The 21,694-nt window shown below is 64.7% G+C and carries 17 protein-coding genes and 3 pseudogenes; 12 read left to right on the forward strand and 8 right to left on the reverse strand.

Annotated features, from left to right (window positions below; translation table 11 throughout):
* Nucleotides 1–20: 20 nt before the first annotated feature.
* Entirely contained in the window at nucleotides 21–734 is a 714-nt protein-coding gene (locus ABIA42_RS37200) for a hypothetical protein (protein WP_370116031.1), read from the forward strand.
* A gap of 90 nt (nucleotides 735–824) precedes the next feature.
* Nucleotides 825–1,508, forward strand: a complete 684-nt coding sequence (locus ABIA42_RS37205) for a hypothetical protein (RefSeq protein ID WP_370116030.1) — start codon at nucleotides 825–827, stop codon at nucleotides 1,506–1,508.
* Between the two features lie 158 nt (nucleotides 1,509–1,666).
* Here ABIA42_RS37205 and ABIA42_RS37210 read toward each other — a convergent pair whose 3' ends face one another.
* Nucleotides 1,667–3,223, reverse strand: a complete 1,557-nt coding sequence (locus ABIA42_RS37210) for a winged helix-turn-helix domain-containing protein (protein ID WP_271527056.1) — start codon at nucleotides 3,221–3,223, stop codon at nucleotides 1,667–1,669.
* 469 nt (nucleotides 3,224–3,692) lie between these two features.
* Between ABIA42_RS37210 and pcaB the strand changes: the two genes are divergently transcribed.
* The 3 genes and pseudogenes from pcaB (at nucleotide 3,693) to ABIA42_RS37225 (ending at nucleotide 7,291) form a co-directional block, all read left to right on the forward strand.
* The gene (gene pcaB / locus ABIA42_RS37215; RefSeq protein ID WP_370116029.1) at nucleotides 3,693–5,054 is read left to right on the forward strand and encodes a 3-carboxy-cis,cis-muconate cycloisomerase; all 1,362 of its coding nucleotides are present in this window, start codon (nucleotides 3,693–3,695) and stop codon (nucleotides 5,052–5,054) included.
* A gap of 113 nt (nucleotides 5,055–5,167) precedes the next feature.
* Nucleotides 5,168–6,424: an aminopeptidase gene (locus ABIA42_RS37220; protein WP_194390091.1), complete on the forward strand. Its 1,257-nt coding sequence runs from the start codon at nucleotides 5,168–5,170 to the stop codon at nucleotides 6,422–6,424.
* A gap of 409 nt (nucleotides 6,425–6,833) precedes the next feature.
* A pseudogene (locus ABIA42_RS37225) lies at nucleotides 6,834–7,291 on the forward strand (cupin domain-containing protein).
* An 82-nt stretch (nucleotides 7,292–7,373) separates the two neighbouring features.
* Here ABIA42_RS37225 and ABIA42_RS37230 read toward each other — a convergent pair.
* The 5 genes from ABIA42_RS37230 to ABIA42_RS37250 all read right to left on the reverse strand — a co-directional run bounded on the left by ABIA42_RS37230 (nucleotide 7,374) and on the right by ABIA42_RS37250 (nucleotide 12,306).
* Nucleotides 7,374–8,426: an amidohydrolase gene (locus ABIA42_RS37230; protein WP_370116027.1), complete on the reverse strand. Its 1,053-nt coding sequence runs from the start codon at nucleotides 8,424–8,426 to the stop codon at nucleotides 7,374–7,376.
* Nucleotides 8,427–8,538: 112 nt separating this feature from the next.
* Nucleotides 8,539–9,060 (reverse strand): hypothetical protein, encoded by a 522-nt coding sequence (locus tag ABIA42_RS37235; protein ID WP_370116026.1) that lies wholly within the window; start codon nucleotides 9,058–9,060, stop codon nucleotides 8,539–8,541.
* A gap of 65 nt (nucleotides 9,061–9,125) precedes the next feature.
* Nucleotides 9,126–9,941: an MBL fold metallo-hydrolase gene (locus ABIA42_RS37240; RefSeq protein WP_370116024.1), complete on the reverse strand. Its 816-nt coding sequence runs from the start codon at nucleotides 9,939–9,941 to the stop codon at nucleotides 9,126–9,128.
* A 92-nt stretch (nucleotides 9,942–10,033) separates the two neighbouring features.
* Nucleotides 10,034–11,560, reverse strand: a complete 1,527-nt coding sequence (locus ABIA42_RS37245) for a permease (RefSeq protein WP_370116023.1) — start codon at nucleotides 11,558–11,560, stop codon at nucleotides 10,034–10,036.
* Complete coding sequence (locus tag ABIA42_RS37250; RefSeq protein WP_370123705.1) at nucleotides 11,557–12,306, reverse strand: ABC transporter ATP-binding protein; 750 nt, start codon at nucleotides 12,304–12,306, stop codon at nucleotides 11,557–11,559. The genes ABIA42_RS37245 and ABIA42_RS37250 overlap by 4 nt, the downstream gene beginning before the upstream one ends.
* Nucleotides 12,307–12,568: 262 nt before the next feature.
* Here ABIA42_RS37250 and ABIA42_RS37255 point away from each other — a divergent pair, with 262 nt between their 5' ends.
* The 6 genes and pseudogenes from ABIA42_RS37255 (at nucleotide 12,569) to ABIA42_RS37280 (ending at nucleotide 19,362) form a co-directional block, all read left to right on the forward strand.
* Nucleotides 12,569–13,444: a branched-chain amino acid ABC transporter permease gene (locus ABIA42_RS37255; RefSeq protein ID WP_028179067.1), complete on the forward strand. Its 876-nt coding sequence runs from the start codon at nucleotides 12,569–12,571 to the stop codon at nucleotides 13,442–13,444.
* 5 nt (nucleotides 13,445–13,449) lie between these two features.
* On the forward strand, nucleotides 13,450–14,601 hold the full coding sequence (locus tag ABIA42_RS37260) for a branched-chain amino acid ABC transporter permease (RefSeq protein ID WP_370116022.1): 1,152 nt from the start codon (nucleotides 13,450–13,452) through the stop codon (nucleotides 14,599–14,601).
* Nucleotides 14,598–15,356, forward strand: coding sequence for an ABC transporter ATP-binding protein (locus ABIA42_RS37265; protein WP_370116020.1), 759 nt, complete (start codon nucleotides 14,598–14,600; stop codon nucleotides 15,354–15,356). Before ABIA42_RS37260 ends, ABIA42_RS37265 begins: the two co-directional genes overlap by 4 nt.
* Before the next feature lie 3 nt (nucleotides 15,357–15,359).
* Nucleotides 15,360–16,148 (forward strand): ABC transporter ATP-binding protein, encoded by a 789-nt coding sequence (locus ABIA42_RS37270; RefSeq protein ID WP_370116019.1) that lies wholly within the window; start codon nucleotides 15,360–15,362, stop codon nucleotides 16,146–16,148.
* Between the two features lie 94 nt (nucleotides 16,149–16,242).
* Nucleotides 16,243–18,082: pseudogene (locus tag ABIA42_RS37275) on the forward strand (long-chain fatty acid--CoA ligase).
* Nucleotides 18,083–18,162: 80 nt separating this feature from the next.
* Nucleotides 18,163–19,362, forward strand: coding sequence for an ABC transporter substrate-binding protein (locus ABIA42_RS37280; protein ID WP_370116016.1), 1,200 nt, complete (start codon nucleotides 18,163–18,165; stop codon nucleotides 19,360–19,362).
* Nucleotides 19,363–19,633: 271 nt separating this feature from the next.
* Here the strand turns inward: ABIA42_RS37280 and ABIA42_RS37285 are convergent.
* Nucleotides 19,634–20,708: pseudogene (locus ABIA42_RS37285) on the reverse strand (lysozyme inhibitor LprI family protein).
* Here ABIA42_RS37285 and ABIA42_RS37290 point away from each other — a divergent pair.
* A complete protein-coding gene (locus tag ABIA42_RS37290) occupies nucleotides 20,644–20,781 on the forward strand; it encodes a hypothetical protein (protein WP_370157202.1) in 138 nt (45 codons plus the stop codon). The pseudogene ABIA42_RS37285 and the gene ABIA42_RS37290 overlap by 65 nt on opposite strands.
* Nucleotides 20,782–20,840: 59 nt before the next feature.
* Here ABIA42_RS37290 and ABIA42_RS37295 read toward each other — a convergent pair whose 3' ends face one another.
* Complete coding sequence (locus tag ABIA42_RS37295; RefSeq protein ID WP_271527047.1) at nucleotides 20,841–21,572, reverse strand: transglutaminase-like cysteine peptidase; 732 nt, start codon at nucleotides 21,570–21,572, stop codon at nucleotides 20,841–20,843.
* Nucleotides 21,573–21,694 lie beyond the last annotated feature (122 nt).

Raw genomic sequence — 21,694 nt, forward strand, 5'->3', positions numbered from 1 at the left:
AGTCGGACGCGGAGAGACGTTTGTCCAAAGCCATCACCATCGTCGCGCTGACCTGCTTCCTCGTCCTCGGCGCCGCCACCACCGCCATTCTCGGCCGCGACAGCGTGCCCAGCGTCAGCGCCGAGATGATCGCCCAGACGCCTCCTCCCAAGCCGCTGGCAACCAACCGCGCCGCCAAGGCCGACCGTCTGGTCCCGACGCTTGCGCTGGCCTCGGCCGCGATCGAGCCGGTCCAGGTGGCCGCCGACAAGCTTTCGCAGGCGCCCGTCCTGACCGAGCCGCTGCGTCAGGCCTTCGCCGCCGCGACGCCCTCCGATTTCGCGATGCCGAACGCGAGCGTGCACGAGGCGCCCGCCGGGACGGAGGTTCCAACCGTCGAAGTTCCGGCCAAGCCGAAGGTCGTCGCCAAGCCGCAGCCGCAGAAGCCTTATTCGCTGCTGTCCGACGGGCAGATCGCAGGCATCAGGGATCGCCTGAAACTGTCGTCGTCGCAGGAATATTACTGGCCCTCGGTCGAGACCGCGCTTCGCAACGTCGCCCGCAAGATCCAGGCGAACAAGCTGTCGAATCCGAACGCGCCGCCCGGTTCGCAGATCGACCCGAATTGCGACGAGGTGCAGCAGTTGAAGTCGGCCGCGATGCCGCTGTTGTTCCAGCTGCGTGACGACCAGAAGGAAGAAGTGCGCAAGCTCGCTCGCCTCATCGGGCTCGAGAAGGTCGCGCAGCAAATCTGATCCGCGCGGTTTCCTGTTTCAGGAGCCGCGGCCATCAGGAACATCTGGCAATCCCCACGCGTTGCCCGCTCCAAAAGAGGGAGTGGATGAATGCGCGCCTCGACAGCCTATTTTGTCGGTGCCGGAACCATCATCGCGGCCATCGCCATTGGTCTCGGCGGCGGTATCGTTGCCGGCAACATCATGCATCCGGTCGCATCCAAGCAGGGCCCGGATACCAGCAAGGTGGCGCAGCGCACGGAGGCTGCCACGCCGGCGACCGCGAACGGGCCGTCCGAGCGCGTGAACTATCTCACCGGCTCGCAGGCCTTCGGCGCAATGATCGCAGCGCCCGCGCGGGCCGAAGCAAAGCCTGAAGCCGCAAAGCCTGACACGCAAACCGCGCAGGCGAATCCTGAACCACCGGCGCCGCAGCCTTCGCAAGCCGCTGCAGTCGAGCCGTCCAGGCCGGCCCCGCCATCGTCACCACAGGCGGCAAAACCTGCCGAGCAGCAGGCCTCGACCGAGCCGTCATCCGCCTCGAACAATGCCTATGCCAAAGCGCGGGAGTCCGACGTGAAGCGTGCCGCGACCGAACGGCGCCGCGCCGAGCGCCGCGAGCGCTGGGCCGAGCGCCGGCACTATGAATTGCGCGAACCGCGCGGCATGCGCGACCGCACCGATTGGGATGACGTCGCGCGCAACGTCCGCGAAGATTCCGATGCGCGCGACTATGCAGGCCGGCCACGCAGCGGTTTTCCGCAGATCAGGCTGTTCGGGCCTGATGACGACTAAAGCGCGATGAGACCAGGATGTATCGTCATCGCGCTCCGGGTCAGTGTTTGAGCACGATGTTCTCGGAAAACCGCCGCACACTTTTCCGGATCATGCTTCGGCGCTCGAGCGAGGATCGCGCTGCAAGGGACAAAGTGCGCCGTCACGTCGCGCCACTGTCATTTCATGCCCGCGCGCCGCAGGCCTTCGAGATAATGCGCACGATCCTCTTCCCGCAGCATCGGCAGCTCGCGCGTGATCCACGCAAGCGAGACCTCGGGCTGGGCGCGGCGCAGGCCTTCCAGGGCGGACGCCGCAAGCGCCGGATCTCCTGACATCCCGGCGGCGGCCGTCAGCACGCGGTGCGCGCCGACGAAATCTCCGCGCTGGCGCATCGATTCCCGTGCCATCTGGACGGCTCCCTCATAGTCGCGGCCGACGAACCGGGCATAGGCCGCAACCCCGCAATAGATCGCCGCGAGCGGGTCGCGCGGGCTCAGCCGCAGCGCGCGACGGGCGGCGGCATCGCCGTCCTGCCATCGTCCGGCATAGCACAGCGTCACGCCGTGAAAGGCGTGCGCCATCGCGAAATTCGGGTTGAGCCTCAGGGCCAATTCGAATTCTGCCAACGCGTCGTCGAAGCGGCGGCGGAACAGATAGGTGTAGGCGAGGCCGTGATGGGCCCAGGCATCCTCGCGATCGGCCTCCACCGCCGCGAGCGCCGCACGTTCGGCAAGCGGCAAGGTCGCGGCCATGTCGGCCCAGCCCATATGCGCGCCGAACATATGGCTGGTCGCAAGCAGGCCCAGTGCCTTGCCATAGGCGGGATCGATCGCGACGGCCTGTTCCAGTAGCCCTTGCGCGGCGGCATTGTCCTCGCGGGTAATGCGCCAGTAATGCGACAGGGCGCGCATCACGAGGTCCCATGCATCCAGGCTGCCCGGAGGCTTCTGCTGGGCTCGGAAGCTTTCGGCGGCATAGAGCTGCGGCTCGATCGCGGCGACGATCGCCTCGGTGATCTCGTCCTGCACGGCGAAGATGTCGGCGAGCTCTCGGTCGTAGCGTTCGGCCCAGAGATGGCTGCCGGTCGAGACGTCGTTGAGCTGGGCCGAGATGCGCACCCGCTCGCCGCTCCGCCGCACGCTGCCTTCGACCACGTAGCGCACCCCGAGTTCCCGTGCGACCTCGTGGATGTGCACGGCGCGGCCCTTGTAGACGAAGGAGGAATTGCGCGCGACGACGAAGAACCATCGCAGCTTCGACAGCGCGGTGATGATGTCCTCGCTGATGCCGTCGGAGAAATAATCCTGCCCGGCCTCGCCGCTCATATTCGTGAAGGGCAGCACGGCGATCGCGGGCCGCTCGGGCAGCGCGAAGGCTGCCTGGGTCTGGGCGACACGAACCGGCTCCGTTGCGACCGCGCCGAGCTGTGTCTGGACATCACCGACGAAGCGAAAGCCCTTGCGGGTGATGGTGCGGATCAGTGTCTGACTTGCGCCATTGTCGCCGATCGCCTTGCGCGCCGCGTTGATCCGGCTGGTCAGGGTGGATTCGGACACGCTGCGCCCGTGCCAGATCTTGTCGATCAACTCGTCCTTGCTGACCACCCGGTCGCGGTTCTGCATGAGGTGGACGACGAGATCGAACACCTGCGGCTCCACGGCAATGGGAACCTGCTCGCGGCTCAGCTCGCGCCGGTCGGTATCCAGAAGGTGGTCCCGGAACAGAAACTGCACTTCGAAAACTCAGACCTCATGTGAAATCGGGCAAGCGAAATGACGAAATGAAATTCGGGTCGAAAATCATGTGTCTTTCGAAGGGGGCGCTTGGTTCATCGCGATTGCGTGATGGCAGCCATGCCCTCTCCGGAGGGGAATACAACCGGAGCTAGAATGTTGCGGTCGGCGGATCGCCGCCGGGCCGGGACCATGCTTGTCGCTCCACACCGTCATCCCGAGGCGTCAAGGCGCAGCGGAGGCCTCGAAGGATGGAGGGCCGCTGCATCGTGGTCGCTCATCCTTCGAGGCTCTTCGTGCGCTGCTGCGCATCGCACGCCTCGCACCTTCAAATGGCGGATTAACAGGATGACGTGCCGTCACAATGTCGTGGCGCGGTAAATGTGGCGAACGGTGAATGTCCATTGCCGAAATGCGTGGCCTGCGTAAGCTGCCGCCCACACAGAACACCAACCACGAAGAAACGCCCATGCCAGCTTTCCCCGCCTCCACCACGGTGCTCGACTCCCTGCTGTTTCGCGACGCCTTCGGCACGCCTGAGATGCGCGAGGTGTTCTCCGACGTCGCGACGGTCGCGCGCTATGCCGAGGTCGAGGTGGCGCTGGCGAAGGCGGAAGCGAAGTGCGGTGTGATCCCACAAGAGGCGGCCGCAGCGATCGCGGCGCGGACCGACGTCGCTGCGCTCGATTTCGATCTGCTCAGGCAGGAGACCGATGTCGTCGGCTATCCGATCCTCCCTTTGGTGCATCAGATGGCAAAGCAATGCGGCGAGGCCGGCCGCTACGTGCATTGGGGCGCGACCACGCAGGACATCATGGACACGGCTGTTGTGCTGCAACTGCGCGCTGCGATCGAGATCGTCGAACGCGACATCGCGGAGCTGCGCAAGATCCTTGCCGACCTCTCGAAGCGCCATCGCGACACGGCGATGGCGGGCCGAACCCATCTCCAGCAGGCGCTGCCGGTGACCTTCGGCTACAAGACCGCGATCTGGCTCGCGATGTTCGATCGTCATGCCGAGCGTCTGGCGCAAATGAAGCCGCGCGTGCTGGTCGGCCAGTTCGCCGGCGCTGCCGGCACGCTGGCCTCGCTTGGCGACAAGGGATTCGAGGTGCAGGCGGCGCTCTGTGCCGAGCTGAAGCTCGGCGTTCCGGCCTCGACCTGGCACGTCGCGCGCGACGGATTCGCCGAAGCTGTGAACTTCCTCGCCCTCGTCACCGGTTCGCTCGGCAAGATCGCGCTCGACATCATGATCATGGCCTCGACCGAGTTCGCCGAGGTCTACGAGCCCTTCGTCAAGGGGCGCGGCGCCTCCTCGACCATGCCGCAGAAGCGCAACCCGATCTCCTCCGAACTGATGCTTGCGGCGTCCAAGGCGGTGCGCCAGCACGCAGGCCTGATGCTCGACGCCATGGTGCAGGATTTCGAGCGCGCCACGGGTCCCTGGCACGCCGAATGGATGGCCATCCCCGAAAGCTTCGTGCTGACCGCTGGCGCGCTGCACCAGGCGAAATTTGCGCTCGCAGGTCTCATCGTGGACGAGGCGAAGATGAACGACAACCTCGCCATCAGCCGCGGCCTGATTGTGGCCGAAGCGGTCATGATGGGGCTGGCGCCGCAGATCGGGCGGCAGGAGGCGCATGACGTGGTCTATGATGCATGCCGTCAGGCCAACGAGAAGGGAATCAGCCTTGCCGATGCGCTGTCCGCAGATTCGCGGATATCGAGCCGCATCGATCGCGCCACAATCGAGGCGCTCACCTCACCGAAAAATTACCTCGGACTCGCGCCCGCCATGGTCGACCGGGTGCTGATATCGGCAACGCGTTGAAAACCAAAATGCGTGAAACTGCGTATCTTTCGTGCGTTGCAGGACGCTCGCACACTTGTGTCTTGCGATGCTAGACTTAGATTGAGCGAGAGACTTTCGGCAGAGGGCCCGGCATGACTGATCAACGCAACACCTCCACTCCCATCGATCCCGCGAAGCTCGACCGGCTGGCCGAGGTGGCGGTGAAGGTGGGCCTGGGCTTGCGGCCGGGACAGGATCTGCTTCTGACGGCGCCCGCGATTGCGCTGCCGCTGGTGCGGCGGATCGCCGTGCATGCCTACAAGGCCGGCGCCGGCCTCGTGACGCCGATCCTGTCGGACGAGGAGATGACGCTGGCGCGCTACCGCCATGGCCACGACGCCAGTTTCGATCGTGCCGCCGGCTGGCTCTACGAGGGCATGGCCAAGGCGTTCTCGGACAACACCGCACGCCTCGCCATCGTCGGCGACAACCCGATGCTGCTGTCGGGCGAGGATCCTTCCAAGGTGGCGCGCGCGAGCAAGGCGAATTCGATGGCCTATCAGCCCGCGCTGGAGAAGATCGTCAACTTCGACACCAACTGGAACATCATCGCCTATCCGAGCCCGTCCTGGGCGAAGCTGGTGTTCCCTGATGATCCCGAGGACGTCGCGGTCGGCAAGCTCGCGGATGCGATTTTCGCCGCGTCCCGCGTCGATCGCGAGGACGCGATGGGCAATTGGGCGAGCCACAACGCGGTGCTGCGCGAGCGCACCAACTGGCTCAACGGCCAGCGTTTTCGCGCGCTGCAATATTCGGGTCCCGGCACCGATCTCACCATCGGACTTGCCGACGGCCACGAATGGGAAGGCGGCGCCTCGCTCTCCAAGAACGGCATCAGCTGCAACGCCAATATCCCGACCGAAGAGGTCTTCACCACGCCGCATTGCCGTCGCGTCTACGGCCATGTCGTGAGCTCGAAGCCGCTGTCCTATCAGGGCACGCTGATCGACAACATCGCCGTGCGCTTCGAGGACGGCAAGATCGTCGACGCAAAAGCCTCGCGCGGCGCGGAGGTGCTGAACAAGGTGCTCGACACCGACGAGGGCGCGCGGCGCCTCGGCGAAGTGGCGCTGGTGCCGCATTCCTCGCCGATCTCGCAGAGCGGATTGTTGTTCTACAATACGTTGTTCGACGAGAACGCAGCGTCTCACATCGCGCTCGGCCAGTGCTATTCGAAATGCTTCGTCAACGGCGCCCAGCTCACGCCGCAGCAGATCGCGGCGCAAGGCGGCAACCAGAGCCTGATCCATATCGACTGGATGATCGGCTCGGCCGAGACCGACATCGATGGCATTTTGGCCGACGGCAGCAAGGTGCCCGTGTTCCGCAAGGGCGAATGGGCGAAATAGCCTGCGTCACTCTCTTGGATGAGAGAAGGTGAGCGCGACGGCCTCAGGTTCGCGCTGCGCCCATCTACCGGCCATAATTCCTGCGCGGTTAGATCGAGAGCCCTGGTGCGCATCCTGCGGCGGACGCAACGCGCGCGCAGCCGGAGCCGGCTACCAGCGCTTGGGTGTAGAGCCATTGGCGGGCTCCGCTCCAGTGCCTTCGCGCATTTTGTCGCACCCGGGAGAGGACCGGGGCATGTGGGCGGATTTGCAAGGGAATCGGGACGTTAACCGATTTGCACTGGCCGCTTCCGGCTGATTCTCGAAGCCGGCGTAAGAAAGAATTAAAAGCGGAACACTAGCGTCCGGGCATCTTTCGAAGCAACCCGGGCCGGGATCCGGCCGCAAATATCATTTCCCGAGGAAGCAGATGTCGCGCGCATTGATTGAAGTCGGTAGTTGCAATGTGGACCTCGAGCTGCGGCCGATCGAGCCGTCCTGGATCATCGAGGGCGATCCGGTATCCCGTTCGCGTGTCCTGTCGACCAGCGCCGACGGCACCGCCCAGACGATCATCTGGTCCTGCACCGAGGGGCGCTTCAACTGGTACTACGACATCGACGAGACGATCATGATCATGGAAGGATCGATCGTGCTCGAAAGCGAGGGCATGCCGCCCAAGCGCTACGGCCCCGGCGATGTCATTTTCTTCCGTGATGGCGCGCATGCCAAATGGCATGTCGAAGGGCACGTCAAGAAGATCGCGTTCTGCCGCAAGACCAATCCGGTAATGATCGGCTTCCTGATCCGCGTGGTCAACAAGCTGAAGAAGATGGGTTCGCCTCCACCGGCGAACGCCGGCCGGCCTCGCTGATGGGTGCCGGCTAAATCGGACAATAAGGTTTCAAGGACGCTTCCCAGCGGCCACGATGAAGAGGGGGCGGGATCAACATCCCGGCCCCTCTTTTCGTCATGACGGCAGCTCGAGCCGGTAGACGTCGGTCGCGGTCTGCGAGAACAGTGCCGCTTTCTCGGCCTCGCTCAAGGGCGAGGCGATACGCTTGAACGCGTTGAAGATCACCTGGTAGCTGCACTGGCCCTTGTCCGGCGGGAAATTGCTCTCGAACATCGCTCGCTTCACGCCGAATGCCTCGATACAGGTCTCGATATAGGGGCGCCATGCCGCGGCAAGCTCCTCCGATGACGGCGGTCTCTCGCGCAGATGGAAATCGTAGCCGAGCAGGCACATGGCGAGCCCGCCGAGCTTCACCACGACGTTCTCGCACGTCGCGATCTCCTGGATCGACGCGCGCCATTGCGGAAACACCTCCTCGCGCCGGCCCGCAAAGCGACCGACGCCGGCTGGGCCGCCGCAATGATCGAGCACGATCCTGGTATCGGGGAAGGCGCGCGCCAGCTCGGTCAGTTCGCCGATCTGTGGATGGAATAGCCAGGCATCGAAGCTGAGGTTCAGCGGCGCCAGACAGGCAAAGCCCTTGCGAAAACTCGGATCCTGCAACAGCTCCTTCGGCCTGTTCGCATACATGCCGGCGACGACACGGTCTTCGTCCCAGGCCGAGGAATGCCTGATGCCGCGGATGCGGCCATTGCCCGCCGCGATCTCGGCTTCCAGCACCGGCTTGGCGGCGTCTCCCAGCAGAAGATTGGCGTGGCTGACGATACCGGCGCAGATCGCGGCCGGGCCGTAGCCTCCGCTGGCGCTCATCGCCGCGACGCCGTTGGCGAACTCGACTTCGCCGACGGGCCGGAATGCCTCAGGTCCATGTGCGCGATACATCGAGCGGCAATCGACATAGACGGTGGCGATGATGTTGTGGCCGGACGCGATGTCGGCGGCCATCTCCTCGATCAGATAGCGATGGCCGCGATTCCAGAGATGGTGGTGGGGATCGACGATCGGCCGCGCCGGATCGATGATTTCCTCCTGGTGCAGCGCGAGCCAGTCCTCGCGCGGCTCGACGAATAGCCCGCTCGTGTTGGCAGGCAGACCGCTTGCGGCCATCGGCGTTCGCTCCCTCTATGTTTTTGTGGAAGGAGCCTAGCATCTGATCTCTTCACGCAGCAGCGCGCGTTCTGCAACCGCGTCCGTCGCCGCGAGCACAGCGGCGCTTTCGTCAGCCCTTGCGCCGCTTCGCCCTCACATCGACCACGAGGCGCCAGTCGGCCGCGGCGGCCGGTTTGGATTCGCCGAGCCAGTGAAAGGAGTCGTCCGTGATCTCGGTAAAGCTCCACCGCGTCAGTTCGCCGGCTTCGGTCGAGCCTTCCTGCACGATGTCCTCACCGCGCGGACGGCCGATCTGCTGGCGGAACACGCTGCGGCCGGGATCGAACCAGGAGATCCGCCACGCGGAAATGGCGGGGTCATAGACGCGCAGCGTCGTGCCGTACCAATTTCCGGCGATCGGGAAGGCCGCCCCGCCTGCGGCGCGGGGGATGATCCAGACGTCCTGCACGGCGCGCCCTTCCAGCACCCAGCCAAAATGGATCTCGCCTGGCGCTACGTGTTTCGTTCCGCCGGGTCCATGGGCCGCGATCTCGGCGTCCCAGTCGCCGACGAAACGGCCGTAAAGCTGAAGCGCCGCCGCGTGCTCGGGATTCGGTCCGTCCGCGTGCAACAATCTCGCAAAGCCGGTCATGTCGATCTCCTGTCGCGGGGAGATCAACACCAAAGGCTGACAGCCGGCTTGGAGAAAATTGCGCCTCAGACCCCGTCGAGGATGATCACGGTCGGCTTTGGCGGCAGCGCATCCCGCGACATCCGGAACGAGCGCTCGACGCGCCGGTCGATCTCGAACTGCTGGCCGATCCGGCGCATGAAGTCGTCGAGCGGGGTGGCGAAGCGGTGCATCGGCAGCACCACCGAGGCGCGTAGCCGCTTGGTGATCTCGGAGATGCCGTCCAGCGACATGGTGTAGGTGCCGTCGATCGGCACCATCACGATGTCCAGCCGCCCGATCTGGGCAAAATGGCTGTCATCGAGCTTGTGGTGAAGGTGGCCGAGATGGCCGATGCAGAGCCCGGCCGCCTCGAAGATGAAGATGGAATTGCCGTCGCGGATCATGTCGCTGCCGGCATCGTCGCCGAAATAGCGGCGGATGTCGGTCGTGACGTTGCGGATGAAGGTGTCGCCGATGCGCTCCGACACGATCGCCGGCTTGCCGTCATCGGCCCAGCCATGCAGCACATGGGGAATTCGTTTGTCCGGATACAAGGAATAGTGCGTGCTGTGCGCCCGGTTCATGGTCACGACATCGGGCAGCCGTCCCACCTGGTATGCGCCGCTATAGTCGGTCGCGATACGCAAGCCGGCGGGCGTGTCGATGAAATAGGTGGAATGGCCGGCATAGGTGATTTGGACCTCGGCCGCCGCTGCCGCTTGTCGGAACGCAGCCGGCATCACGCGGGGCGCCGCGTTGGCCATCGCCAGGCATTCGCTGCGTTGAGGTAGCTGCTGGGCGAGCGCAGGTGCGAGGGATACGCCGAACAGCGCAAGAGCCGCCGAAACCAGTCGCCACATGATCTGTCCCCAATGACGCCAGGGGAAAGTCTAGCGTGCAATGCAGTGCGCCGCCAACAGCTAGCGATCAACAACGCGTCAGTGTCGCACCTTCACGCCCGCCTTGGGCTGAACCTCCAGGTGACGGCGACGAGGCTGGCAGTGATCAGGCCGCTGATGAAGCCGGCAAGCGGCAGGACGAGCAGCAGAGCGGCGGTCGCGGCCCAGCCGATCGAGGAGAACGCTTCGGCAAAGGTCGCAAGCCGCGAAGACGTCTGGCGGCGGCGGAATTGGCTGCGACGGGCCTGCACCCGGAACCAGAGCTGGATCGCCGTCGCCGAGGCTGCGCCGACGATGATCGCGCCGGCGCTGATGGCCGCCTGGAATGGCGAGGCGAAGGCCAGCGCCGCGACCAGCGGGCTGAAGATCACGGCGATTGCGATCAGCACCACCTCGATCTTGGCGCGGATGACGCTGGACGACGTCAGCGGCGCGGCGGCGACGAGATCGGGAGCGTCCTCGCCCGAGATCGTCAGCCAGGCGAGCCCGCCGGCAAGCTGTCCGGCCGCCATCACGATGACAGGTGTGATCAGCGTCAGCGCCGCGGAACTGTCGGCAAAGTTGCGCCAGAGCAGGAGTGCCGGCGGTACCAGATAGAGCAGCTGCATCAACGTCTGCGAGATCAGCCAGGGATCGCGCCACAGGAGCATGAATTCCTTGCGCCGCAGCGCCTGCTGGCGCGATCCGCCGCGGAACGGGCGCTCCTTCGCGCGGGCGCGGCCGGACGTGCCGTATGCCGCTGCATCGATCGCGGTGTCGGCGAATCGGTGCGAGAAGATCGCCATCACGCTGCCGAGCAGCACCAGGGCGAACGCGAGAAGCAGCAGCAGCGCCTCGGTGTCACCCATGGTTGCCCGCGCCGGCCACCACCAGATGCTGCCGATGTCGGGCGCGTGGGCGATGAGGCTGCCTGAGGTCAGGATGGTGAAGCGCGACAGCGTCCCGTAGGACATGATCGCCGCGACCTGCAGCGCGATCACGAAGCCCGCGCCGATGATCGCGGCGAGGACCTGGGCGATCAGGCGCGTTCGCGCCGGGCCGATCAGGCGGAACAAGAGAATGGTGACGGCGATCGCGATCGCCGCGGCCGACAGGCCCATCGCAATAACGACGCCGAAGGCGGCAAGCCAGCGCGCGCCACCGCCGATCACCAGCACGTCGATGAAGGGCGTCGAGAACAGCAGCGCCAGCACGGTGACGGTCAGCGCGATCGCGGCGATGCGGACCGAGAACAGATTGGTCAGCGTCGCCGGCGAGGACATGATCAGGTCGAGATCGGCCCGGGCGTAGAACACCCGCGTCACGGACTCGATCGCCTGCGACAGCATCAAGGTCCAGGCGAGAAAAATCGTCGCCGAAATCACGATCAGCGAGGATTTGTCGAGCGGCAGCCGCAGGTCGGCGAAACGGCCGATCACCGCCCAGGCCGGCAGGTGCAGCAGCGCGGCGAAGCAGAGCAGGCCGATGACGGCAGCGCGCGTCCGCTTGCGCCGCCCGCCGGTCATCATGGCGAACCATTCGCGCCAGGCGAGCCGCAGCTCGTGGCGGGCAAACCAGGACAGCGCCGTTGCCGAGCTCATGCTGCGGCCTGAAGCGTCACCAGCGCGATGAAGAGATCCTCGAGGCTGGTGTCGGCATGGCCGTTTTGTTGACGCAGCTCCGCCAGCGTGCCTTCGGCGACCAGGCGTCCGGACGCGATCACGCCGATGCGGTCGGCCATACGCTCGGCGACCTCGAGAATATGCGTGGTCATGATGACGGTGCAGCCGGCGCGGACGCGCTCGCTGAGCAGGTCCTTCACGTGGCGTGCGGAGACGGCATCGAGCCCCGTAAGCGGCTCATCGAGGATGATGAGGCGGGGATCGTGCACCAGGGCCCCCGCGAGAGCGACCTTCTGGCGCATGCCCTTGGAGAAGCCCTCGCAGCGCTCGTGCCGGTGCGGCGCGAGCCCGAGCGAGCTGAGCAGCTCTTGCGCGACCGGTTCCGAGGCCGAGGGGGCGATGCCCCAGAGGCCGGCGACGAATTCGAGGTATTCGAGCGGGGTGAGCTTGTCGTAGATCATGGGCTCGTCGGAGACCCATGCCATCACCTGCTTGGCGGCGGGGGGCCTCTGTAACGCATCGACGCCGAAGATCGAGATCGCGCCGGCATCGGGGCGCAGCAGGCCCGCAACCATGCGCAGGCTGGTGGTCTTGCCGGCGCCATTGGGGCCGACCAGCGCATAGAATTCGCCGGCGTGAATGGTGAGATCGAGGCTGTCGACCGCCGGACGGTCAAAACGCTTCGTTAACCCTCGGACTTCCAGCGCCGAGTTGTCCGGCTTCATGACGGCCACACCATCCGGTTTTGCATCGTCCGAGACCATGACCCGAAGATATTTCGGCACGGTGAATCGCTTTGCCTCAAATTCCTCATCCGGGATCGACCAAAGGCAAGTCACCGTTTGTTGACAGCGCGCGGGCGTTCAGGCTGAATTGGCGCCGGGACAAATGGCGCTAACGCAGCGAAACGACTGCGTAGCGACTGGACACAAGATGCGGCAAGGCGGTCGGGAAGAACCGCGGGGCGCATCGGGAGGACACGCGTCGATGCTGGATTTTGTTCAGCAGCTGGTCAGCGGTGTTGCGCTCGGCTGCGTTTACGGCCTGATCGCGCTCGGCTTCGTGCTCGTCTACAAGGCCACCGAGGTCGTCAACTTCGCCCAGGGCGATCTGATGATGCTGGGCGGCTTCTTCGCCTTCACCTTCATCGGCATGATGGGCCTGAACTACTGGATCGGCTTTGCCGGTGCGGTGGCCGCGATGGCGCTGTTCGGCATGGTGGCGGAGCGCGTGGTGGTGCGGCCGATCCTCGGCTATCCGCAGTTCTCGATCATCATGGCGACGATCGGGCTGGGCTATTTCCTGCGCTCGGTCGCCGGCATGATCTGGGGCACCGACGACCTGAAGATCGAGACGCCGTTCAGCCAGGGCGTGCTGCGCATGGGCTCGCTGGTGCTGGCCTATGACAAGCTCTCGGTGATCGCGGCGACGATGATCCTGTGCGCGCTGCTCTGGCTGTTCTTCAACAAGACCATGCTCGGCACTGCGATGCGCGCCAGTTCCGAGAACATGCTGGCAGCCTACTATATGGGCATTCCGGTCAAGCGCGTGGTGTCGGTCGTCTGGGCGATCAGCGCGGCGGTCGCGACCTGCGCCGGCGTGCTGCTGGCGCCGATCACCTTCATCCACTCCAATGTCGGCCTCGTGCTCGGCCTGAAGGCATTTCCCGCCGCCGTGCTCGGCGGCTTCGGCTCTATCCCCGGTGCAGTGGTCGGCGGCGTCCTGATCGGGGTGATCGAGAGCATGGCCGGCTTCTACCTGCCGGAGGGCTGGAAGGACGTCGCGCCCTATGTCGTGCTGCTGACGGTGCTGCTCCTGAAGCCCGAAGGCCTGTTCGGCCTCCACGTCCGCAAGAAGGTCTGAACGCCATGCGCTTCATGTTCAAGACCGATTATGAAGACGACATCAGGCTGTTTCCGCATTCGGGCTACGTCGTCACCTACGGTGTCCTGCTCGCCCTGCTGTTGATCGCACCGCATGTGCTGTCCAGCTATCTGATGAGCCAGCTCGTCTTCGTCTGCATCTACGCAATCGTCGGCGTGGCGCTTTTGATCCTGACTGGCTTCACCGGCCAGGCTTCGCTCGGGCACGCCGCGTTCCTCGCGATCGGGGCCTACACCGCGGCCTATTTGCAGACATACAACGTGCCGTTCCCGGTCTACTTCCTCGCCGCCGGGCTCTTGACCGGCATCATCGGCGCCATGGTCGGCTTTCCTGCCCTGCGGCTCACCGGCATCTACCTCGTCATCGCCACCATCTCCTTTGCCTTGATCGTCGAGGAGATCCTGGCGCGCTGGGAGAGCGTGACCCACGGCAACGAGGGCATGCGGGTCAAGACGCTGTCGCTGCTCGGCGTCGCGGTGCCGCGCGACAGCCCGACCTTCTATTACCTCTGTCTTGCCGTGCTGGTGCTGACCATCGTCGGCACGCTCAACCTGCTTCGCTCGCCGACCGGCCGTGCCTTCGTCGCGATCCGCGACAGCGAGACGGCGGCGCGCAGTATGGGCGTCAATGTCGCGCTCTACAAGGTGAAGTCCTTTGCCATCTCGGCGGCGATCACCGGCTTTGCCGGCGTTCTGTTCGCGCACAAGCTCTCCTTCATCTCGCCGGAGATGTTCACGCTCCAGCTCTCGATCGAGTTCATCATCGTGATCCTGATCGGCGGCACTTTCAGCCTGCACGGGGCGGTGCTGGGCGCGATCTTCATCGTGATGATTGATCCGTTCCTGACCTATCTCAAGGACGACATGCCCGGCATCATCGCCGGCATCGCCGCGACCTTCGGGGCGAGCACGGCGACTGCGGGAAACATCCAGTCGAACGTCGCGGCCTTCGCCTCGCTCAATGGCCTGAAGGGCGCGATCTACGGCATCATCATTGTGCTGTTCGTGCTGTTCGAGCCGCTCGGGCTCTACGGCCGCTGGCTGAAGATCAAGCTCTTCTTCCAGCTGTTCCCGCTCTACAAGCGCGCCACCTTCAAGCGGCAGAAGATCTATGTGAAGTCGGAGCGCAATCGATGAGCTATTTCCGTGCCGAGAACCTGTCGCTGCATTTCGGCGGCCTCAAGGCCGTCGATGCGGTCTCGTTCGCGGTCGAGAAGGGCGAGATCCTCTCGATCATCGGGCCGAACGGCGCCGGCAAGAGCTCGATCTTCAACTTGATCTCGCGGATCTACCGGCCGACCTCGGGCCGCATCTTCTTCGAGGACCAGGACATTACCGAGCAGCCGCCCTACGACATCGCCAGGCTCGGCATCGCCCGCACCTTCCAGAACATCGAGTTGTTCGAGAATGCGACCGTGTTGTCGAATCTCCTGGTCGGCCGCCACCGCCATTCGACCACGCAGCTCTGGCAGGAGCTGCTGTTCCTGCCGAGCGTGCGGGCCAACGAGAAGGTGCATCGCCGCCGGGTCGAGCAGATCATCGAATTCCTCGATCTCGAACCCTATCGCGACAAGCTGATCTCGGGGCTGCCTTACGGCGTGCGCAAGGTCATCGAGCTGGCGCGCGCCCTGTGCTCGGAGCCCAAACTGATCCTGCTCGACGAACCGTCGTCCGGGCTCAATGTCGAGGAGACCGGCGACATGTCGTTCTGGATCCGCGACCTGAAGAACGAGCTCGGCGTCACCGTGCTGATGGTCGAGCACGACATGTCGCTGGTCAATCGCGTCTCCGATCGGGTCATCGCGCTGAACTATGGCCGGGTGCTGGCGATGGGCTCGCCCGCCGAGGTGCAGCAGCACCCCGACGTCGTCGCCGCGTATCTGGGAGCCTGACCGATGGATGCCGCCACGACCCCGGACACCATCCTGAAGCTCTCCAACGTCGAGAGCTATTACGGGCCGATCATGGCGATCCGGGGCATCTCGCTGGAAGTGCCGCGCGGCCGAATCGTCACGCTGCTCGGGGCGAACGGGGCCGGCAAGACCACGGTGCTGAAGACCATCTCGGGCATCCTCGATCCGCAGAAGGGAACGATCGAGTTTCTGGGCAGGCCGATCCAGCGCATGGAGGCCGACCGGATCGTGCGGCTTGGTCTCAGTCATGTGCCGGAGGGGCGCGAGGTGTTTCCGTTCCTCTCCGTGCGCGAGAACCTGATGATGGGCGCCTATCCGCGCAAGGACCGGGACGGCGTTGCGGAGGATCTGGAGCGTGTCTACGGCTATTTCCCGCGGTTGAAGGAGCGCATCAACCAGCCGGCCGGACAGCTCTCCGGCGGCGAGCAGCAGATGCTCGCGATCGGACGCGCCCTGATGAACCGGCCGACGCTGCTGCTGCTCGACGAGCCCTCGCTCGGTCTGTCACCGCTGCTGGTGAAGGAGATCTTCACCATCATCCGCAGGGTCAATGAGGAGCAGGGCATGTCGATCCTCTTGGTCGAGCAGAACGCCAAGGTGGCGCTGGAGACGGCACATTACGGCTATGTGCTGGAGATCGGCCGTATCGTGATGAACGACAGCTGCGACCGCTTGATGCATTCCCAGGACATTCAGGAGTTCTACCTTGGCGCCAAGGAAGCGGGCGCGCGAGGCGAGCGGCGCTGGAAAAAGAAGAAGACGTGGCGGTGAGGAAGAGCTGGCAGTAAGATGAGCCTGCCATCCGCAACATAGACCGCCGGCAAGGCAGGCAGCGGAGGCTGGCGACAAGGAGGAGGAGAGGCGCATGGCCCGACCGGCGGTGCTGACGGTCGCTGATACGATCGCGAAGAGCTTCCTGCGCGCCGCCGAGACGCGGGGCGACAGGCCGGCGATCCGCGAGAAGAAGTTCGGCATCTGGCAGCCGATGAGCTGGCGCGAATGGCTGGAGATCTCGAAGGAGATCGCCTACGCGCTTCGCGCGATCGGCTTCATGCCCGGCGACGTCGCCTCCATCGTCGCCAACGCCGTCCCGGAATGGGTCCATGCCGACATGGGTATCCTGTGCGCCGGCGGCGTCTCTTCCGGAATCTATCCGACCGATTCCGCGTCCCAAGTCGAGTATCTCGTCAACGATTCCCGCACCAGGGTGATCTTCGCCGAGGATGAGGAGCAGCTCGACAAGATTCTCACCTGCCGCGCACGCTGTCCGTCCCTGCAGAAGATCATCGTGTTCGACATGGAGGGCCTCAGCGGCTTCTGTGATGACATGGTGCTGTCGCTCGACGAGCTTCGCGCGCTCGGCCCGCAACCACATGGTCGGCCGCGAAGCACTGTGGCAGGAGATGATCGACAGCCGCAGCGCTGGCGATCTCGCGATCCTCGTCTATACGTCCGGCACGACCGGTCCGCCCAAGGGCGCGATGCACGCCAACCGCAGCGTCACGCACCAGATGCGCCATGCCAACGACTTCATTCCGGCGCGAGAGGACGAAGACCGGCTGATCTTCCTGCCGCTCTGCCATGTCGCCGAGCGCATCGGCGGCTACTACATCTCGGTCGCGCTCGGCTCGGTGATGAATTTCGCCGAGAGCCCGGAAACCGTGCCGGACAATCTGCGCGAGGTGCAGCCGACCGTCTTCCTCGCGGTGCCGCGCATCTGGGAAAAGTTCTATTCCGCCATCACCATCGCGCTGAAGGATGCGACGCCGCTGCAGCAATGGGTCTATCGGCGTGCGATCGGCATCGGCTACCGCATGGTCGAGTGCCGGCTCGAGGGCAGGGCGCCGCCGCTGTCGCTGCGGATCGCCAACCGCATCGCCTACCAGATCGCGTTCCGCAACATTCGCCGCATGATCGGGCTCGATCGTTGCCGCATCGCGTTCACCGGCGCGGCGCCGATCGCACCGGAGCTGATCCGCTGGTATCTGGCGCTCGGCATCGACATACACGAGGTCTATGGCCAGACCGAGAATTGCGGGGTCGCCACCATGATGCCGGCGGAAAGGATCAAGCTCGGCTCGGTCGGCACCGCGGTGCCCTGGGGCGAGGTCGCGCTGTCGCCCGACGGCGAGATCCTGATCAAGGGCGACTTCCTGTTCATGGGCTATCTGAACCAGCCGGAGAAGACGGCCGAGACCATCGATCCGCGCGGCTGGCTGCACACCGGCGACGTCGGCACCATCGACAATGAAGGCTTCGTCCGCATCACCGACCGGATGAAGGACATCATCATCACCTCCGGCGGCAAGAACATCACGCCGTCCGAGATCGAGAACCAGCTCAAGTTCTCGCCCTACATTTCCGACGCCGTGGTGATCGGCGACAAACGGCCGTATCTCACCTGCCTCGTGATGATCGACCAGGAGAACGTCGAGAAGTTCGCCCAGGATCACGACATCCCCTTCACCAATTACGCAAGCCTGTGCCGGGCGAGGGAAATCCAGGACCTGATCTGGCGCGAGATCGAACAGGTCAACGGCAATTTTGCCCGTGTCGAGACCATCAAGAGGTTTTATCTGATCGAGCGCCAGCTCACTCCCGAGGACGAGGAGCTGACGCCGACCATGAAGCTGAAGCGCGGCTTCGTGAACAAGCGCTACGCCGCCGAGATCGAGGCGATGTATCGCGAGCGCGCGGTGGCGTGAGGCGCCTGCAAACTCGAGAAAGCGAAGGAGCCATGGCCCCGCCCTTCGTGCAACACGGGCCTTGAGGAGAGGAGACGTCAATGTCGAAATCGTTCAGGACGTTCGGCCTAGCGGTGGGCGCGGTGGCACTCACCTGTCTGCCGGCCGCAGCGCAAACCAAGGTCACCAACGAAGGCATCTCGGCGACCGAGATCGTCGTCGGTACTCACCAGGACCTGTCGGGCCCGATCAAGGGCTGGGGCGTCCCGGTCGCAAACGGCATGAAGATGGCGGCCGAGGAGATCAATGCGTCTGGCGGGATCAACGGCCGCAAGATCCGGCTGGTCGTCGAGGACAGCGGCTATGACCCGAAAAAGGCCGTGCTGGCTTCGCAAAAACTGATCGAGCGCGACAAGATCTTCGCGATGGTAGGACCGATGGGATCGCCGACGGTGCTCGCCGCGCAGGACATCCTCTTCGACGCCGGCGTCCTGCAGCTCTTCCCGCTGACGGCGGCCGAGTTCACCTTCAAGTTCGATCCAGCCAAGCCGCAGGAACGATTGAAGTTCAACAATCTGCTGCCATACGTCGAGAGCACGCGGGCCGCACTGAAATACATGATGGAGTGGAAGGGCTTCAAGAAGCCCTGCATCATGCATCAGGACGACGAGTACGGGAAGAACGTGCTCGACGGCTTCAATCAGCAACTCACCGCCATGAAGACGCAGCCGGCGTCGATCACGAGCTACAAGCGCGGCGCCTCCGATTTCAGCGCGCAGATCGCCAAGATGAAGTCCGACGGCTGCGACCTCGTCGTGCTCGGCACCGTGCTCCGCGAGACCATCGGGGCGATGTCCGAAGCCAAGAAGCTCGGCTGGGACGTCACCTTCCTCGGTGCCACGCCCACCAACGTGATGGAGGTTCCGGCGCTGGGCAAGGAAGCCGTCGAGGGTCTCTATGCCGCCAGCGGCTTCGAGATTCCCTATGAGGACACCGCCAAGGGCAAGGTGAAGGACTGGCTTGTCAACTACAAGAAGATGTTCAACGCAGACGCCAACACGCAGGCGATCATCGGCTACAACGCGATGATGACGTTCGCCTTCTACGCGAACAAGGCGGGCAAGGATCTGACGGGCCAGAAGATGTTGGACTCGCTCGAGTCGGGCGAGAAATTCCTCGACATCTTCAACTCGCCGCCGACCAAGTTCTCCAAGACCGACCACCTCGCCAACACCATCACCCAGGTGCAGCAGGTCAAGGGCGGCCGCTGGGTGCTGGTGAAGGACAATCTGATGTTCTGATGTTTGCTTTCACCCTCCCCTGGAGGGCAGGGCAATCGCATATGAGGAAATGCGGCGGGAAACTCGCCTGCAGCCATCCTTCGAGACGCCCGCCTCCGGCGGGCCCTCAGGATGAGGGCCGGAGTGTTCAGCAGCAGCTTCAAGGGTGCCGCTTTAGCGAAGCCTCGTCCTGAGGAGACCGCAAAGCGGTCGTCTCGAGGACGAGGCGCTTGCTCAGGCCCGTCCGAAAAGTCATATGCGATAGCTCTGCCCCTCCAGGGAGGGTAAGGGTTCATGATCCCCCGCTCGCGGTGCCCGAGTTCACCGGAGCCAGCTCGTCTTCCCGGCAGCGCCAGCCGTCGGCGGCCTTCACGAAGGCAAACGTCCGCTGGATCCTCAGGCGGCGGGTGACGCTGAAGGCCTCGGTGGAACGTCCCTTGTTGCCGGCTCCCGGCTGCGGACGCCCCGTCCTTGCGTCCCAGCAGGTGCCGGTGCAGGTGGAGGCGATCTTGCTGCACATGGTGAAGGGCGCCAGCACGGCCATCTCGATTTCGCCGGTGACCTGCGCCTCCTGCTCGGTCACCTGGCTGTCGATGGCGTAGACGCGATTGATGCGCAGGAAGTTGCCGCAGGAATTGGCCGCATGGATGCGCGCGGCGCAGAAATCGACCGCGTCGGTGTCGGGTGAGCGGGCCGCGACCTGCCGGCCGAACACCTTCTTGGGGTCCCCCTTCGCCGCGCGGATTTCGTCGGTCTTGTGCTTCAGATGGTCGGCGAGACAGTCCTCCGCGGATTCGAGCTCTTGCAGCGGCACGTTCTCCTTGCCGACCAGATTGCATTTGCGGTCGCGCTCCCGCGTCCACCTTCCATATTCGGCGAAGGCAAAGCGGGCCGCAGTCGGGGTCCAGTTTGCCGATCAGGCCGAGCGCCTGGCCGTTGAGCTCGGTTTCGGCGAGCGCCAGCGCCGGGTCCGCGCAGATCAGTGCGCCCGCTGCGGTGCTGGCCGCGAGGCAGTCGAAATCAGGATCGCGCACGATCGCGGCGCGCTCCTCGGTCACCTTGAGCAGGCACGCCTTCACCCGGTCGAAATCGTCGGGGCGGATGGCTGCCTGGCCGACGATGCCGCAGCCGAGATTGCGCTGTCGGATCCAGATCGCATTCTCCTCGATTGCAGGCAGGCGATCGGGCAGGCGGGCGAGACGCGCCTCGATCGCCGTGCTCAGCTTCTCGGCGGCGGCGGCCAGCTCGGCGTCACCGCAGAATAATTGGTTGCCGGGGTCGCGAATCTGCTGGCAGTTGTTCTTGGCAAACAGCGGCAGCCTGTCGGCGATCGAGCGTTCGGATTGCGCCGAGGCGGCCGCCGGCAATGCCAGCAACGCAAGCACAGACAGCACGATGAATCGCATTCCGGTCGCCCCCGAATGGAAGGTGCCATGCTAGCGTCTGGGATCGCGCGGCGAAACGAGTTTGTGGTGGTTGAATCCGGGCTACAGGAAGGATCAACGCGCCTCGGCGGCCGCGATCGAGACTCGCACCGGCTCGTCGACATACTTCATCACGGCCGACTGGTAGAGCGCGAACAGCGGTTGATAGCTCCGCTCAGCGTCGTCCTCGACCATCGCCATGCGGCGATTGTCGAGCATCAGCCAGTGGCCGTCGAGCCGTGCAGCAGCAATCGCGTGCTCTTCGCCGGCGCGGGTGTCGCGCACCACGAGGATGCGGAGGTCTTCGGGAGGAATGCCCGCCAGCCGCAGCGCTGCGAGCTTGGCGATGGCATAGTCTTCGCAATCGCCGGCGCCGCGCGCGAAGGTCGCGAGCGGCGAGCTCCAGACATCGTCGGTGCCGTCGTTGGCGGCGTGGATGGCGAGATTGATGGCGCGGTTGGTCTCGCCGAGGCGCGCACGGCCATCGCGGGCGCGGGCCTGGTCGACGATGGCGAGCAGCTTCAGGGCTGCGGGCGAGACGCAATTGTCCCGGTCGCCATCGCACAGCGCGAGCTGCACCATGTCGTCGTCGAGCTTGTCCTTCAGCGTGGACCATTTCTGCTGGAGGCCGCCGGATGAGATGGCGAAGGCGAACACGCCGAACGGTTCGGCGGATTTGCGTACGAGGACGCCGGCGCCTGGCGACAGCAGCGTGCCGGCGCGAAGCTCGGCGGCCGATCCGAGCAGGATCAGGCCGCACAAGATCAGGATTGCGCGCCAGGCGCGCGAGCGAGCAGCGGTCTCCATCTGACATCCCCTTGCCAGGCTTCGCGAGATCCCCCTCGATCTCGACGTGCCGGGCTTCGTTGCTTTCCTGGAGATAGTGCGAGGCGGGCCGTTTTGTTCTGCTTAACGCGACCGGCAGGGGT

Origin of the sequence: Bradyrhizobium sp. USDA 327 (genome assembly GCF_041262065.1) — a bacterium.
GTDB classification, from domain to species: Bacteria; Pseudomonadota; Alphaproteobacteria; order Rhizobiales; family Xanthobacteraceae; genus Bradyrhizobium; species Bradyrhizobium liaoningense.